The sequence below is a fragment of the Leptothoe sp. EHU-05/26/07-4 genome, from assembly GCF_043421015.1.
GTDB classification, from domain to species: Bacteria; Cyanobacteriota; Cyanobacteriia; order Phormidesmidales; family Phormidesmidaceae; genus Leptothoe; species Leptothoe turfae.
On sequence record NZ_JAXSQV010000009.1, the window covers coordinates 319,381 to 335,940 of the forward strand.

General features: G+C 45.7%; 10 protein-coding genes. 8 read left to right on the plus strand and 2 right to left on the minus strand.

The window, feature by feature from the left end:
• Positions 1 to 90: 90 nt before the first annotated feature.
• The 7 genes from U2F10_RS35650 (at position 91) to U2F10_RS35680 (ending at position 7,264) form a co-directional block, all read left to right on the plus strand.
• Entirely contained in the window at positions 91 to 1,512 is a 1,422-nt protein-coding gene (locus U2F10_RS35650) for an HlyD family type I secretion periplasmic adaptor subunit (protein WP_163670244.1), read from the plus strand.
• Between the two features lie 70 nt (positions 1,513 to 1,582).
• Complete coding sequence (locus tag U2F10_RS35655) at positions 1,583 to 2,380, plus strand: peptidylprolyl isomerase (protein WP_499874832.1); 798 nt, start codon at positions 1,583 to 1,585, stop codon at positions 2,378 to 2,380.
• 64 nt (positions 2,381 to 2,444) lie between these two features.
• The gene (locus U2F10_RS35660) at positions 2,445 to 3,626 is read left to right on the plus strand and encodes a phosphotransferase (protein WP_163670240.1); all 1,182 of its coding nucleotides are present in this window, start codon (positions 2,445 to 2,447) and stop codon (positions 3,624 to 3,626) included.
• Between the two features lie 21 nt (positions 3,627 to 3,647).
• The gene (locus U2F10_RS35665) at positions 3,648 to 4,772 is read left to right on the plus strand and encodes a T3SS effector HopA1 family protein (RefSeq protein WP_163670238.1); all 1,125 of its coding nucleotides are present in this window, start codon (positions 3,648 to 3,650) and stop codon (positions 4,770 to 4,772) included.
• Between the two features lie 1,066 nt (positions 4,773 to 5,838).
• Positions 5,839 to 6,051 carry a hypothetical protein gene (locus U2F10_RS35670; RefSeq protein WP_499869537.1) on the plus strand — a complete coding sequence of 71 codons (213 nt, stop codon included), beginning with the start codon at positions 5,839 to 5,841 and terminating at the stop codon, positions 6,049 to 6,051.
• Between the two features lie 343 nt (positions 6,052 to 6,394).
• Positions 6,395 to 6,862 (plus strand): nitrogen fixation protein, encoded by a 468-nt coding sequence (locus U2F10_RS35675; RefSeq protein WP_250565177.1) that lies wholly within the window; start codon positions 6,395 to 6,397, stop codon positions 6,860 to 6,862.
• A gap of 222 nt (positions 6,863 to 7,084) precedes the next feature.
• On the plus strand, positions 7,085 to 7,264 hold the full coding sequence (locus U2F10_RS35680) for a hypothetical protein (protein ID WP_163670235.1): 180 nt from the start codon (positions 7,085 to 7,087) through the stop codon (positions 7,262 to 7,264).
• A gap of 327 nt (positions 7,265 to 7,591) precedes the next feature.
• On the opposite strand, the gene U2F10_RS35685 is transcribed toward U2F10_RS35680, so the two are convergent.
• Entirely contained in the window at positions 7,592 to 10,192 is a 2,601-nt protein-coding gene (locus U2F10_RS35685; RefSeq protein ID WP_499874833.1) for a CHAT domain-containing protein, read from the minus strand.
• A gap of 23 nt (positions 10,193 to 10,215) precedes the next feature.
• Positions 10,216 to 14,628 carry a two-partner secretion domain-containing protein gene (locus U2F10_RS35690; RefSeq protein WP_499874834.1) on the minus strand — a complete coding sequence of 1,471 codons (4,413 nt, stop codon included), beginning with the start codon at positions 14,626 to 14,628 and terminating at the stop codon, positions 10,216 to 10,218.
• A 1,484-nt stretch (positions 14,629 to 16,112) separates the two neighbouring features.
• On the opposite strand from U2F10_RS35690, the gene U2F10_RS35695 reads away from it, so the two are divergent.
• Positions 16,113 to 16,268 carry a hypothetical protein gene (locus U2F10_RS35695; RefSeq protein ID WP_163670229.1) on the plus strand — a complete coding sequence of 52 codons (156 nt, stop codon included), beginning with the start codon at positions 16,113 to 16,115 and terminating at the stop codon, positions 16,266 to 16,268.
• Positions 16,269 to 16,560: the final 292 nt, after the last annotated feature.

Genomic DNA, 16,560 nt, shown 5'->3' on the forward strand with positions numbered 1-16,560 from the left:
TGCTGCGACGCAAAAAATATCTCAAAATCTTTGCCCCTTTAATTTTATTTATCTCTATCTATTATCTATCACTTAATTTTGGTGAATTCGATGCCCAATTCTCTCAATGGTCACGTTGCCCATGCTGCTTTGCTAACTCCATTACAGGGATCCAAAAAACAGCAAAAACAACCAGAGCTGCAGAAAGATAGCCCACTTCAACCCATCGCCCAAAAATCCTCGCCAGTTCTCAAAGCAGATTGGTCCCACGCTACCGAAGAACTGCTGGACAGCATGCCTCAAGTCTGGACACGAGGTCTGTTATATTTACTCTTACTATTTGTGGCTGTGGTATTACCCTGGGCAATGTTTTCCCGCGTTGACGAAACCGGCACTGCTCGGGGACGTCTGGAACCTAAAGGACAGACCCTGCGATTAGATACTGAGGTGGCAGGCTCAATTGCGACTATCCAGGTCGAAGAAGGCGATCGTGTTGAAGTCGGTCAGCAGCTCTTAGTCTTAGACTCTGAATTGATTGAAGTTGAGCTACGGCAAACGCAAGAGCAGCGAGATGGTCAAGCAGATCGTCTGGCTCAACTTAATCTCTTGAGAAATCAGCTAACGACTACCCTCACGATCCAGCAGCAACAAAATCAAGCCCAAGCTCTGGAACGGAAAACTCAAATTGATCAGGCTACCCAGCAAATCGAACATGCTAGAACTGAGCTTGATCTGAGGGTAATGAACCTTGCGAGTGCCAAGCGAGAATTAAACCGTTATAGGACCCTTTACGAGCAAGAGATTATTCCTAAAGTCGAAGTTGTCGAACATGAGGATGTGTTGATGGAGCGGCAACGTCTCTATGAGCAGGCCCAGGCTGATGTTATCCAGGCAAAGCTTCAACAACAAGAACGGCTGCAGAGTTATGACAGTTTGCTGCACACAGGTGAACTCTCGATGCTTCAGATACAGGAAGAATTGAAAAATCTGGAAACTCAAATCACCCAACTCACTTCCGAAATTGCTCAAAGTACCCATGCGATTCAATCACTTAAACTGCAATTAGAGCAACGTGTAATTACCTCCCCTGTGGCCGGAATTATTTTTGAGTTGCCTTTTCAGCAAGCAGGGGCAGTGGTTCAACCCGGTAGTAAGGTCGCTGAAATTGCCCCAGAGGGAGCGACTTTTATTGTGAATGCCCAGATCGCTACAACCGAAAGTGGATCGCTGCGTGAAGGGCTGCCAGTAAAACTCAAATTTGATGCCTACCCTTTTCAGGATTACGGTATTGCGACAGGAACAGTGGCAAGTATTTCTCCAACTTCACGAGTTGAAGAAACGATTCAAGGTGATGTCGATACGTATCAGCTAGAAATTGAACTCGACCAACCTTGTTTGCCGACGCCTCAGGAATGTCTTCCTTTGCGGCCAGGTGACACAGCTACTGCAGAAGTGATTGTTCAGCAACGTCGCATTGTTGACATTATCTTAGACCCCTTTAAGAAGCTGAGTAAAGACGGTTTACAGCTCTAGATAGGCTACTCAGCAGATATTTCAATTGACGTGTTATTTCTTCTTAAATAAGGACATGGGAGATTAAATTATGAATACAGTTAAAAAAATAAAAATGACTCCCGGTGAGTTTCTCCATCAGGCTAAGACGTTAGCCCATCTACCGACTTTAGTTGAAGCGATCTCAACTCGTCAGGTTATCCAAGCACAAGCGAAAAATTTGAGCCTGGATGTCACCCCTCAGGAGCTGCAGCAAGCTGCTGACCTGTTTCGTAACATGAATCAACTACACAGTGCAGAAGCCACTTTTTCTTGGCTTGAAAAATATCAACTCTCTTTAGATGAGTTTGAGGAGTTTATCCATGGCAATATACTGTCTCATAAAGTGGCTGACCATCTTTTCTCAGATCAGGTAGAACCCTATTTCTATGAACATCGAATAGTTTATGAACAGGCTATTTTTTATGAAATTATTTTTGAGGATGAGGACTTAGCTTTAGAATATTTTTATGCGATTGAAGAAAAAGAAGTAAGCTTCTCAGATGTTGCTCATCAGTATACTCAGGATAAAGAAAGTCGGCGTATTGGTGGATATCGAGGTGCCGTCAGTCGCAAAGACCTGAAGCCTGAGATCTCGGCTGCTGTGTTTGCCTCTAAGCCACCTACACTTTTGCAACCAATTCTAACGGCTCAGGGTAGCCACTTAATCTTGGTCGAGGAAATCATTCTTGCACAACTAACTGAGTCTCTAAAAGTGCAAATCTTAAATAATTTGTTTAAGGAATGGCTAAAAGAAGAAGCCCAAAGTATTGAAATTGACTTTGATGTAGATAACTATGCACAAGCGAATCCTGACAGTGACATGACTTTAGCTGTTATGTCTGGTTAATTTCTAAAAAGAAATATCGAATATAGACAGCTTTCTTTGTTGACCATTTATCTTCGTATGACCTATGATTTTTCGTTTAAACGCCCAAAATGTTTTCGACTATCTTCAAGGCACTGACCTCTGGACTGAACCGGAGTCACCGACAGGACAAGTTGAACTAAAGCCAGCGAAGAACTTCAACCTGTTAGTCAGCCTCAACACTGGCAAAAAGTTTCTAGTGAAGCAAGAGCGTTATGCGCCAGATGGTAAAGCCGCAGGCGAATTTTTCAATGAGTGGCATATTCGCAAATTCTGGCAAACATTTCCAGAGTTTGCTGCGGTACAGCCTTCAGCATCAAGCCTAGTACACTTTGATGCTGAACATGCGATTGCTATTTTTGAGTATCTGGATGATTACCGTGACCTAGGAGATTTCTATGCGAAAGAAAATCACTATCCGGAGCAAATTTCTACCGCGATTGGTCAAACCATAGCAGCTCTACACAAAGCCACTTTTCGCCAGGCGGAGTATCAGTCCTTTTTAACTAAGGAAGCAGCTACAAATAGTACCCGAAAACCGTACTTGCAGAACCTAGAGCGCCCAACTCCTGAGATCTTTAGCGGTCTACCAGGGGACGGGATACGGTTCTTTGTCCTCTACCAGCGTTTTGCGAGTTTGAGGCGGGCGATCGCAGCAGCTAATGTGCAAGTTACACCCTGTTGCTTAACTCACAATGATCTCAAAATCAACAACATTTTACTGCATCCAGAGCGCCTACGGTCATCTTCCACTGCTTCTGCCGATTCCGCCGAACTCCCTGACTTGATTCGTTTGATCGACTGGGAACAGGCAGGTTGGGGTGACCCTGCTTTTGACCTGGGATCGGTAATTGCTAGTTATTTACAACTCTGGTTAGGGAGCTTAATTGTTAGTCAAGACATGGCGATTGAAGAAAGCTTGAAATTGGCCATGACTCCGCTGGAACTGTTACAGCCTTCGCTCCAAGCTTTAGTCAAGGCCTATTTTGATGAGTTTCCTGAAATTCTGGCACAGCGACCTGACTTTTTATCCCTGACTTTGAAGTTGGCTGGGATTGTGCTGATTTTTCAGATTCAATCTGTCTTACGGTATCAAAAAAAATTTGGCAATAACCAGATCTGTACTCTGCAAGTAGCAAAAAGTTTGCTCTGTCAGCCAGAATTAGCGATTCCGACACTGTTTGGTACCGATAGCCTGCAGGTGCCCACCCTTTCTACTGTGATGTAAATTTACTTTGGATTTCTAACTATGGTTCTTTCCACTTCAGTTGCGTCAGCCTCCCTGGCGACTTTACCTTCTAACCTAGCTGATGCCTTAGAAGATATGGCGGCATCCGTCATGATTCAGTCAGACCTTTGCATTAAACACCCTCAGTATCAGCCCTTTCAAGTTCCGCCCGAGATCGTCAATCGATTTGAACATGTTCCGGCTGATTTAAAACAAAAGTATCTCATGCTCCAGCTTAGGAGTTTTTTGTATGGCATCTACTACAACGGTTCTTTACAAACGGAACTGGCTCTGGATAGTGATTCCGAAAAACAAACTCAATTCCAAGATCTAGAGAACAATACTTACTTTGGCCTTGATCTCGACTTTTTGACTCAACTGCATCAGCATAATACTGGAACCGGCTATTTTGATCCGGGTTGGCAGGTCGTCGAACAAGTCTCCGAGGAGAACCTTACTGTCAAAAAGGGAGGCTTGACCCTATACATCAATTGCCAGCGTCATTTGGTCCCAGAGGTGACTGCGGCAGTGGGTGAAGTTGTCGCAATTCGCTTGCCCAGTAATTTAATGCAGAACGGTTTTTACGTAGCCGTGGGAAATGCTGGCAAGAGTTCTGAGCGAGTTGAGCAAGGACAAGAACCAATCGTTCGTCTCTATTTCAATGTGACGAGCCAAGGGGCCGTAACTGTTATGAAGACCCTTACCCAACAGATGAATGCCCAAGCGTTGCCCTTCACATTCAAAGTGCTCTATAACCCGGCCAATTATCAGCGTCATGATGCAGGGGTTCTGTATGTAGAGCGTTCCCACTACCTGCAGGTCCGTGGATTGTTGCAGTCAGTTTATGCCAAACATCAGTCTCACTTTGGCCAGCAGGAACCCCTTTTTACCAAACGTCTGGCACCGGGGCTAGGGTTAGCCGAGGAGCCCGATCGCAAGTTTGGTCAGTCTGAAAGTTTCGGTCAAAACCGCTGCCAAATCGTCGCGAATGCTTTGTTAGAAGCAGAGACATTTAGCGACAAGCCAGACTATCCTGAGCAGCGACTAGCTACTATTCAACGACATTTTCAGCAAATTGGCCTCGACCTAACACGCCCTTACCTCAACGCTAATGCTGAGGATATCTATGCTCCTTTGGACCTATGAAAATCACTTCCCTAGAAGATGCAATGAGGAAGACATCATTACAGAACTTTTGTCTTTTTGTAAGAGGTCCATCCATTACAGAAGAAAAGTTTCAGCAGCTGAGCGATCAAAGTTTTGATTTTATCGAGCTCTTCAACCTTTTTTGAAGCTGGTTATTGAATATTTAGAAACATCCTAAAATAGTCCAGTCTGAAGGAGAGAGTTTCCAAAAAAATATTTGAAGCTCAATCTAACAGTCTTAACTATTTTACTTATGTCCTATTTAACGACCTATTGAACAGTGAATGTCTTGGGTAAGCGAGTCGCTTTCGCTTTGAGAACGTGAATTTGACCGGACGGGAGAATAATCTTAGCAGGGAGCTTTGATTGAGTGCGTTCCAAGTAAGTTCATATGTCTCAACTTGTTGAATTGGCCAAACGCTTTAGCAATATCTTCTTCTTAATCAAACGCTAGAATTAATATCTGTCAAGAGCTTCAATGCTTGGCAGGAAAAATTAGCACCAGATTAAGCCGAGAAATCTCGGGTCGAGACTTCTCGGTGAGATGGGAATATAGAAGCTAAGAGTTTTGAACCTAAAACAATCAAATCTAGAAAGGTTACTAACTGTCTGACAGTTAGTAACCTTTCTTATATTCAGATTTTAGATTGCAAAACCTGAATCGGGCACTTCGATGAAATAGTTCTAAAACCAGTCTCTTTTTAAGCTGCCATAGGCAGCTGCTGTACCACTTGTGGATAGCTTCATAGCGTCGTACGTGGAAATTAGAGCGTTAGTGAATGTTTTACGTTGGATAACCTTGCCATGCTGGGCTTTAAATAAATCAAACTGATAAAAGTTGGAATTTATTTTTTTGAATTCAAGTCTTTTGTATTTTATTTATGTCTTTTTAGATATGGCATTTATCTTGTTGTTTGAAGGAAGAGTTTGCATAATAAATATAGGCCAGGATATTACCTGTCTCGAATCAAATCTATATGGAAAACTGACATATTTTTTATAGAAGTTTGCCTGTTGTTTGATTTCCGGTGTATGTTAGCAAATTTAGTTTTTTGGAGAAATCAAAATGTCCAGTATTAAGATTGATAGTTTATCTCCAGCAGGTTTGGAGATGATGCAAAGCCCAGAATCATTTTTAACTGAGCTTGGTGATGCTGAAGATGCAATTTATGGAGGAAAAGTTTATTCTGATAGCCGAGTAGTGGCTTTATCAGTATTCACGACTCCCGCCTGTATTGCATCAGTTATAGCATCAAACATCGTCACCAATACGGATTAGACTTGTTGCGAAATAAGAACCTAATCGAACTAAAAGCACTGGTAGCAGAGGCTTTTGAACGTTCGTTTGTTACAAAACTTAAATCCATTGAGGTACAAGGGTTTAAGCCACTTTGTTACCTTATTTCGCAACAGCTCTATTTTTAACTTGAAAGAAGGTGGGCCTCGCCCACCTTCTACTCTTTGAAAATCATCGCAGCAAAAACTTAAAATTGAAGCTTTCATAACTCCAAATGTTATTTGGTTAACTTCTTCTCGTCAATCAGAGTTTTGCTTCCAGGAAAATATCTTCCACACCTGATAGCTCAGGGCTTGTCCTCTACTAACACTCCAACCAAAACACCATGAAAAATAACCATATGATTCGGGAACAAGTAGATCGCAATCTAACCCTTTGCCCTAGCGGACGACCGGAAATTGAAGACAGCCGTGTCTTCGGTATTGTGACAGGAACTGCTGAGCAACCGCAGGTGAACTATCTCAAGAAGACGATTCCCTTAGATGAAGAACTACTGAGCCAAACTCAAGCCGTTACACCCACTGAAGTGTTTAGGATTGCGTCTCCATGTCAGGCTAATAAATGTGTTCACTTTGATGGGCAAGATTGTCGCTTGGTCATGCGGGTAGCTGATCAACTACCACACGTGACTGAGACTTTGCCACCTTGCGCGATTCGTCGTGATTGCCGCTGGTGGAAACAGGAAGGCAAATCAGCCTGCATGCGTTGTCCGCAAATCCTTACAGATAACTATCACCCCACTGAATTGGAAGTGCAGGTCTCGGGTGACCCTAGAGGGCATTTAAGTCACTAAAAGCCTTGCATTTTGCTGAAGACTTCAACAGATAGTTTGTTTGACATATTAGAGGTTCATTGATTCTGCATTGGGTTATCGGACAAAACTACTATCTTTCATCCCTAAAACCCTTCTAGAAATGCTTGATTAAATTGAGAGGTTGAAGCTAGATTATTGGAGGTTGGCTAAGAGTTTCGAAAAATGCATTTACAGCAATAACAACCTATTTGGAGACCAATCATGACTATTGAAATCAAAGACCTAGTTGAGCAAGCTGTTACACTTGCAGCTGAACGGCGACAACAGATGCTTTCTGAGCAGGAAACTACAACCAATAAAGGTGGTGGTGCAAGGCATAATCCCTACACTACTTTTGGCGGGATCTGGGATGGGTTTGGTTCGGTCTTGTTTCCTCGTTAGTCCGTCTTAGTAAATGACAGAGAAAATAGCGTTGGCATAGTTCTCTGTCATCTTTTCTCGGATTAAGCGATTGTACTCATGGATGGCTTTGGTGCGTGAATGTTCTGACAGCCAGATCGATCCTCCAGAGCATCGATTTCAGGATTCAACAGGGTAGCTATCCGGCATTCCCAAATGAGTGATCTGATATAAACTTTCATTACTCTGGAAATGGATGAGATATTGGGTGCTTCAGTGTATGGGTTGTCTAAATAACCGAAATAATTAGGCTAGCTTAGGGTCGACTAATAAGTCGAGAGCATTATCATTGCCTTCACCAAACTATATTTACAGCCAGTTACCCACCAGCACGTAGGGTGCCCAATATCGAGGATGCTGGTATCGAGGATTTTTTAGTAGAGCTAGCTGAGCCTGCCGTAGTGCGCTGGCTTTAGTAGTAGGATTATCTATCAGTACTTGATAAAACTGCTGCATTAAGACTGCACTGGTTTCATCATCTATATTCCAGAGTGAGGCCAGGGTACTGCGAGCACCTGCACGTACAGCAACGCCAGCTAACCCTAGTGCGGCTTGTTTATCGCCAGTTGCTGTTTCACAGGCACTTAACACCAATAGTTCAATGGCATCCTGGCGACTTTGTTCACTGTTTCGCAACAGGCGATTTAATGCATTAATTTGAATTGGGTTATCCCAGGCCAGGATAAATGTTTCCTCTGGATTAGAACTAAACTGACCATGTGTGGCAAGATGCACCACTGGAAAAGGAGTTTGGTTGATTGCATCTGTTAACGCACTTTCTGTAAAGGTTTCATTTAACAAGACACGACTATCTAAGGTTGATTGAATTTGCTCGACTTCAACATTTACAAAAGGTAGGGGAATAAAGCCATGACGAGATTCACTTAAACCAGCTGTAATGGCAGCTAGGTCTTGTTCCGCCAACGGCTTTGGGTCTACCAACTTGAGACCCGGTGCCAGGGCCAGGCTATACTTTTGGACTAAATATTGTTGTCCGTCGTAGAGCGTTGCCATCGGAATGTTGCGTAATGCCCCATCCAAAATAAAAATGAGGGTATCAACCTGGGCTTCTTCCAGGGCGGACTCTGCCGGTTTCAACAGACTGTCATAAATTTGTTTTGCCAGGGATTGGGTGCTTCTAAGACCGAAGGAACGCACAACTTGTTGACGTAAATCATTAATAATGACTTCTAGATCGGTTTGGGCCAGAGGCGTTGCATAATGTTGCAGGGGTTGATTGGGGAGTTTCAGAATGACTTCTAGCCGATCTGGCAAGATAATGGGATATAAAACAGCGGTGGCAGACTGGCCATCATCAACTACCTGATCGATTTGTTGTCGAACTGCCAAGCAGGGTTCTCGAAAGAAATTTTCTAGTTCTGCTAGCTGCAGGGATTCAATCACATCTCTAGCCTGTAATAGCTTGTTTTGGCTAATGTTGGATTCTGTAGAAGACGGAGTCAACAATAAATCTACCAGTTCTCGATAAACAGGTTCGACCTTTTCTCGAAAGTCATATTGAATATCGGGGTTAATGGCTACTAGCTCGTTGCGTAGGGATTGTAGGCTTTTGACCGCATCGCTATAGGCTGTGGTGGCATCTGTCAGGTTACCCTGTTGACGCGACAGTTGGCCCAGCTGCCACTGCCAGCGATAGGCAATGTCAGCAGCATTGAGGTTTTGTGCAATTGCCAGGGCGGATGCTAACTGGACCTGTGCCTCAGACAGATTGGCTGTTCGGTTGTAGAGTTCTCCTAAGTAGCCCATTGCGTAAGACTCAGCACGACGATCCCTGAGGTCTTGGGCCTGGTCAAGTGCTTGTTGCAGGAGTTGAGCGGTCTCGTTGGTGGGTAGTGGTTCGGCATGATCCAGCAAGTTACGGGCCAGGACGAGCCGGGTGTAAACGCTAGTGCGACCAACAGGCTGATTAGTTAACTGGGTGCGGATATCGGCAAGGAGTGAAGTCGCCACATCGGTTTTGCCGGTTTCAAACAGTAAACTGAGTCGGGTAATGTTGGCCTTTAGCCGTAAGGAGGATGAAACTGGCTGAACAGAGACTTGCTCAAAATAGTTTAGGGCCTGGTCCGTATTTCCCTGCGCCTGGATCGTATTGCCTAAGCTAAAGCGGATTTTGGCTGTTTCGATGGGATCGCCTAGCTGTTGGGCCAATGTGAGACTTTGTTCCAACACTGTTTGAGATTGTTCAAGGTCGCCCGTAATCCGGAGCAGATCTCCCAGGTTGCGCAACCCTGTTATTTGGCTCAATGAGGGCGAACGGTCTGCAAGGGGAGGATTCAGGTCTGTGAGGGTGTTGAGTGCTCGACGGTAAAAGCCTAGTGCTTGCAAGGCCTGGGCCTGGTTAACCTGACTGCGGAGAATGCCATTGTTGTTACTGGCCTGGCGGTAATCCCGCTCGGCCTGCTGAAAAGAGCTGAGGGCATCTGTGGGTTGCGATCTCAATAAATATATGGTCCCCTGGGTACTTTGCACCTGGCCTCGACTACTCCAGTAGTCAGGTTGGTCGGGTGATGGGTTACTGTCGAGCAGTTGTAGACTAGTGCTAATGGCCTCATCTGTCTGGGGGCTCTGGCCTATATTTTGATAGGCCAGAGCCAGATGGCTATGTACACTGGCCTGACTCAGCCAGTTTCCCTGGGCGACCAGTTGGTCAACGGCTTGTTGCCAAACCTGGATAGCTGTTTTGTAATTACCTGCTTTGTATAGGTCTCGTCCCTGTTGAATTAGGCTGGATGATGACCTATCTGTCTGTTGTGCAGTTAGGCTGTTGAGAGAGTTAATTTCAGTATCTGGCGTCTGAACTAAGGCTGGCTGGCTGGCTGGTGCTGGTGGCGGGTACCAGAGGATGCCTATGCCTAGCACTGTGACTAAAGATAGGCAGAAGTAACCCAATGAAAATTTCCTTAGATATCTTCTCATGGTCTGGATGGGCATGCACCACTGTAAGAGATTAACTGGGCTGTTGCCTGGGAAGCCTGGGCTAACAGCTCAACGATGCCAGAGTCATTCATGACAAAAGACTGAGCTTCGACTAGATGTGTTGGACGATTGGTTGTTGGGGTTAGGGCAGTGGGTTTTGCATTAGTGTCTGTACTCTGGGTGAGGGTATTGGGGTTTCCATAAATTTCTAGGTCTATCAATCCAGGTGATTCACTACGTACTACATCATTGGGGGTGGGGGGTAATCCGCCGCGACCGGTTACTACAAATGCACTCTGCCCTTGGCCAGTATCAGTCAGGCAGCGTTGATCAATTTGGTTGCTCCTATCTACGAGGTCGGTCGGTAACTCAATCAGTCCTTGAGCGGGATCAAGGTTGGGGGTATTGAGAGTGACAGTGCCCGATAGGCCAAACTCGGAGCTGGCGGTGATGTCACTGAGGGGTGTTAGCTTGGGGCGAAATTCTAGACCAAGGATATTTCGGGCGGTGATGTTGATATTGCCGCCATTACCTTCAAAGGCATTGGCAGTGATGTCGCTGTTTTCATCAGGAACAGCAACGAGAAAACTATTGGGACCAGTAATGCTGATATTGCCACCATCACCGCCAGCTTGGGCGGTTCCGGCAGTAGCAGAGAGAGTGCTACCGTTGCGCAACACTAAGACATCTTCCAGGGTGAAGGTCAGGTTACCCCCATTACTGCTGCGCGTGGTGGCGGTGATGGCACTACCGTTGTTTAACGTTAGTTGGTCAGCGGTTGTCGTGATATTCCCCCCCTGAGCTTGCCCTTCGGAGTTGACCGTAATCCGCCCACCGTTATTTAAAGCGACCTCAGGAGTGCTTTGGAGAATTACAGGCTCTCCACCTTGCTCGACAATCTCATTACCGATGAAAATATTCCCCCCCAATCCGGACGAAACAGGGCCTGTACTGGATTCAACAGTACTATTATCAATAGTCAGACTGTCGGCAACGTCCAAGAGTATGTCTCCTGCTTGGCCTGATGCTGTGGTAGTTGCTGCGATGGTTATTCCCTCCTTGAGGGTGACTTCCGGAGCCGTCAGTGTCACCTGCCCTGCATCACCTTGTCCCAGGGTCTCAACCGAGACCCGTCCTTGCCCCTGAATATTAATAGTTTCAGGGGCCGTAATCTCAATACCACCGCCGATGCCAGTGGCTGTCGTGCGAGCAGCAATAAAACCATTGTCTCTGAATTGAATATTTAAATCGGTATCATGGCTAGTGGGTTGGATGGATAAGTCTCCTGCGGGTGCAGCGCTGTTGGTTTCGGCAAAGACCCCCAGTTCACCGGAGATATCTAACACCGAGGTATTGAGCTTGATATCGCTGTTGCCTGCCTGGTTGGTAGAGTCTGCGGTAATGGTGGTACTGAGTTCTGCATTCTGACCAATGGTAAGGATTGGGGCCGTGATTTCAATGTCACCGGGGGCACCAGCACCAGAAGTTTCAGCAGTCAGACGGGTGTTTTGTCCTAGGGTTACGGCTTCTGATGCTTCAACCCTGATGGAACTAGCGTTACCTGCACCAGTAGTCTCGGTTGAAATAAAGGCAGCATCCGCAAGGCTTAAGTTGGGGGTGGCGATGGTGATCTCTCCTGCATTTCCCAACGCCGAGGTACTGGCAGCGAGCCCTGCCCTATCCAGTAGTTCGATGCTCTCAGACGCCTCCAATATAATCCCCTCAGAATCTCCTTCAGACCTCTCTGATATGCTGCTGGACTCGACTTGGCTGAAAACGCCACTGTTATCACCATTGCTAGATGCTCCCTGAGCACGAAATGTGGTGGTATTTACCACGATTTGCCCAGCATTGCCCTGATTCAAGGTATTGGTAATGAGTTGTGCCCCATCCAGGAGTTCGATGCTGTCAGATGCTACTAATTCAATTTTTCCAGAAGAGCGCTCATCCTCATCGAACGTGAAGTTAAAGCTGAAAACACCACTGTTATCACCGTTGCTAGCTTCTCCCTGAGCGCGAAAGGTATTGGTGTCCACCACTATTGAGCCAACAGTGCCTGCACCCCGATCTCTAATAGTGGTACTGAGTCGTCCCCCATCCAAGAGTTCAACGCTGTTAGAAGCCTCCAGGACTATGCCCCCAGAGTTCCCCTCAGCAAATCCTTCAATTTCGCTGATAACACCGCTCCGTCCTCGGCTGCTTTCTCCTTGAGCGCGAAAGGTATTGGTGTTTATGGCGATTGGACCAGTATTGCCCTGACCAGAGTTACTGGCAGCAAGTTGTGCCCCATCCAGGAGTTCGACGCTCTCAGATGCTTCTAACACAATTCCTCCAGAATTCCCCACAGCGAGAGATCTGACTTCACTAAAAACAGTACTCGGGACACCGAAACTGCCTGTTCCCTGTGCGCGAAAGGTAGTGGTGTTCACTTCGATGGGTCCGGCATTTCCTTGACCAGAAGTATTGCTAAGGATTAATGTCCCATCCAGAAGTTCAACACTTTCTGAAGCCTCCAAAACAATTCCCCCAGAGTTTCCCTCAGCGAACGGTTCGACTTCGCTGACAACATCACTGTCCTGCGCACGAAAGATAGTGGTGTTTACGACGATGGGCCCAGCATTGCCCTGACCAGCGGTATTGGCCTCGAGTCCTGCTTTATTAAGGAGTTCAACACTGTCAGATGCTTCTAATACAATTCCCCCAGAGTTCCCCACAGCGTTTCTTCCAACTTCGCTAAAGATGCCTGCTCCATCCAGGAGTTCGACCCTTTCAGAAGCTTCCACCACGATCCCTCCAGAGTTTCCTACAGCATCCTCTTCGACATTGTTGAAAATGCCGCCACTGCGACGTAAAACTTCACTAGATGCTCCCTGAGCACGAAAAGTACCGGTGTTCACCACGATTTGCCCAGCATTGCCCAGACCAAAGGTACTGGCCTCGATTCGTGTTCCATCCAAAAGTTCCACTAGATTAGAGGCATTGATAACAATATCCCCTGCCCCATTGCCGCTCGTCGCGTCTGCCCTAATTCCGGCCACAATCTCGCTCGCCTGAGTCAGGCTAAGGGTGTCAGCTAAGATGGCAACGCTCCCATCACCATCCCCTTGTACATTCACTGTGGCTCCGGCCTCGAACAAAACATCCCCACGGACAACATTTTCAGGAAAAGCAATCCTCTGATTCGCGTCTAACGTAATCACCCCTGCTGCATTCAATCCGCCCAACTGCACATCTGCCCCTGGTGCCAGAATTTGTCCGCTTTCCAGGCGAACATCTCCCCCCAGCAACGTCAGGGTTTCACCTGCAGGCACCTGTAAGCCGCCCACATCATTAGGATCCGAACTCAGAACATCCAGAAAAATTGTGTAAGCTCCACTCTCTTGGCCATTGTCTGTATAGCCTGCTAAGGGCAAGACCGACCCTGGCCCTGTCGGTCTAAAGTCATTAAGTGAAAAAATATCTCCCCCTGCACTTATGGGGCGATTGTTAAAACTAGATAGACCTAAATAAAATTCTCCTGATGCGGTTACTTCTTGAGCAGGCAACGTCGATTGAAGCCCTACATCATCATCATTGCCAATAATCCCCAGTCCGTTTTCATCAAACAAGAAAACAATTGTATCCACATCGGTTCCGCCGACCGTGCTCGCCGAAAATGAAGAGCCTGCGGGCAGTAAGAGCCTGTACAAATCAACATCATTATTCTCGGCGAGTTCGCCCGTGATGGTGTTGGGTACCGATGATCCTGCATCATTAGCAACTTGGGCTGTATCTAGTAAAGGCCCTGCATCAGCGACTTCAGTGATGTTTCCTGCCGTAAAAGAAATCGGTTGACTACGAACCACAATGTCCCCTGGATTTTGCCCAACTTGCAGCCCCACCGGTTGGCTAATCGTTAGCAAAGGCGGAGCTGTTGGATTAACAGTGTCAAATTCATACTCGTTAAATAAGACGCTGTCGGCAGTACTGGCGAAAAAGGAACCGCCCACATCTAAGCGACTATTGGGACCAAAGATAATCCCATTCGGATTTAGCAAGAACAAATTTGCATCGCCCAATACGCCTAACGTACCGTCTATTGCTGAAGCATTCTCACCAGTTACTCGACTAAAAATATTCTCAATGCTAGGAAGGTTGCTAAAGTAAGCCCCTCGCCCTTCATCAACATTGAATTCGATAAAACTGTGAAACAAGTGGGAACCTCTAACAGCCCCACCATCAATGATGTCTACAGATAAACCATCGATAGTTTGATTGGGAATAATTTGAGAATTTTCTGCTCCTAAACTGTTGTCAGGGATAAGGTTGCTTTGAGCTAATGCAGGTGCGACTAAAAAAACACTAGTCCCACAAGCCAAATAGCTAATGAGGTTAAGGTAACAAGACCAGTGGTTTAAAGGCTGACTCATGTTTATATCCTCTACTCCTGGAAGTTATGGTGATTCCCAATCGCTTCGAATACAGTGTTTCCCTTTCTACTTTTCGATACTCGATCTAAATCACAAATGCTTTGATTATAAACATGTTGCCGAACATCATTTTAATATCAAAGCTTTCTCCGGGTAAACCCTGAAACTGTTTGAGCTATATATTTATTTCAAGGCCTTGACGTGGTGAATCGTAATGCCTGGCCCTCAAACAGAATGCCTAGCCACTGACTTGGATTTACCCCAGCCGCTGTGACCGGGCTGAATTTGTTTAAGTAGGACATTAGAGTGTGAGCGAGTGCTACTGGTCAAGTGCTTGTTGCAGGAGCTGAGCAGCCTTGCTGGTAGGGCAATGGCTCGGCATAATCCAGCAGTACCATGCTTTTATCTAACGCCTCAGTCCTTGGTCTGACTGGGTTTGTTATATCACTTAATGTATTAAGTCGAGCTTAGTTTCATACTCATCCTAAAAAAGTTGCGTCACTCTGCATAATTTCTAGAACCTCCCCTGATAGGTCAATAGACGCTTACAGAAAATCTGTTTGAAGTATCTGATATCCACTAACTAATCCTTTAAGGAGGCTGGTACCAGGCATTATTGACTCAAAGAATGATTTTCATGTTTATGTTCACGTACTAGCGATCTCACTTGCAATTTACTCAATGTGAGATCGCACCTTTCGCCAAGTTCCAAGGCACAGTCCATCAACCTAACAGTGTTCAATCAGTAAGCATCGTCAGACAAAACAAAGAACAACTCAAAAAACACCTTTTTTACAAACCCATTTTGGTTTGTAAGGAGTTATCCATGATTTTAGAATTTGTCCGTATTTTGACTACACCAAAACCATTGGCTCCGTCAAAGCCTTATTCTCTCGAATAATTGAATGTGACTAAGGTATCAATACCAAAACCTCACATCATCCGATCCGCTAACCCCGATTGGACCAGTCTGCTTGGTCTTTTAGTCTTGACAGGACTAATGGCAATCGCAACATGCGCCATGGTGATGGATATGGCCACATTACGCCAAGTGTTTCAGCCTGATGTGCCGATTCCAGGACAATATGAGGCTGCTGAACAAGTTTCTTGTTAGCTAATGCTTATCGCATTCTCGATTGGGATGAATATATTGGCAAGGTGAGGCAATGGGCAATGGGGATATATTCAGCGCATGTGAGAAACGCTGTATCCTCTTTAAGAGTGATCAGAGATGGAACAGTAAGACTGAAGCGAGCGAGACTAACGTCAAAGCATTAATCCTTTGGAGGACTTTCCGATCTCATGTTCCATCCCACCCATGGTCAGAAGGAGTAAAAAAATGGGCCCTAGGGGCTTGCCGGTAAATAAGGTACCTGCCAATAGCCCCTTACCCTTGTTCCTTTACCCCTTTTCCTTCTCTCAGCCAGAGATTTTATTTTTTGGCAGATCCCTAACCTTGATCACATTATTTGGAGAAAATTGTCATGACTGCACCTGTTCAAACCCTGGCCCCTAAGACTGATAAATTCCAGACTCAAATGCCCACTGCTCAAACCAAAGCTCGGCTAACGGCTACCTGGGTTGTCGAAAACAATCGCTTAGTTTGTAAGTGGCTACAGATTAACCCTTATGTCCGTTGAAACCGCTTTTCTAGTAGTCTGTCAAGCCTAAATTTTTAGGTTGAGACTAGGGTGACGGGAATGGAGTAAGAGGGAAAACTTCCTCTGAAATTCCCCTGGACTGAAAATCGGCGGAGATATCGATAGAACCCTTTCAGTCAATATTATAAATTCTCCGAAATCTGGAGAAAACAATATCGAGTTTCGGGTAACTGGTGGAACTGGCAACGTCAGCATTAGTGACGTTGCCATCTTTTATCGAAATGCGAATGCTCCTCTCGTTCCCTAATGATTCCTGGGTAGAGAGAGTTCT

What these genes read in the sequence shown, in the direction of transcription:
- U2F10_RS35650 (WP_163670244.1), top strand. Translation starts at nt 91, where the DNA reads ATGCCCAATTCTCTCAATGGTCACGTTGCCCATGCTGCTTTGCTAACT.
- U2F10_RS35655 (WP_499874832.1), top strand. Translation starts at nt 1,583, where the DNA reads ATGAATACAGTTAAAAAAATAAAAATGACTCCCGGTGAGTTTCTCCAT.
- U2F10_RS35660 (WP_163670240.1), top strand. Translation starts at nt 2,445, where the DNA reads ATGATTTTTCGTTTAAACGCCCAAAATGTTTTCGACTATCTTCAAGGC.
- U2F10_RS35665 (WP_163670238.1), top strand. Translation starts at nt 3,648, where the DNA reads ATGGTTCTTTCCACTTCAGTTGCGTCAGCCTCCCTGGCGACTTTACCT.
- U2F10_RS35670 (WP_499869537.1), top strand. Translation starts at nt 5,839, where the DNA reads ATGTCCAGTATTAAGATTGATAGTTTATCTCCAGCAGGTTTGGAGATG.
- U2F10_RS35675 (WP_250565177.1), top strand. Translation starts at nt 6,395, where the DNA reads ATGAAAAATAACCATATGATTCGGGAACAAGTAGATCGCAATCTAACC.
- U2F10_RS35680 (WP_163670235.1), top strand. Translation starts at nt 7,085, where the DNA reads ATGACTATTGAAATCAAAGACCTAGTTGAGCAAGCTGTTACACTTGCA.
- U2F10_RS35690 (WP_499874834.1), bottom strand. Translation starts at nt 14,628, where the DNA reads ATGAGTCAGCCTTTAAACCACTGGTCTTGTTACCTTAACCTCATTAGC.
- U2F10_RS35695 (WP_163670229.1), top strand. Translation starts at nt 16,113, where the DNA reads ATGACTGCACCTGTTCAAACCCTGGCCCCTAAGACTGATAAATTCCAG.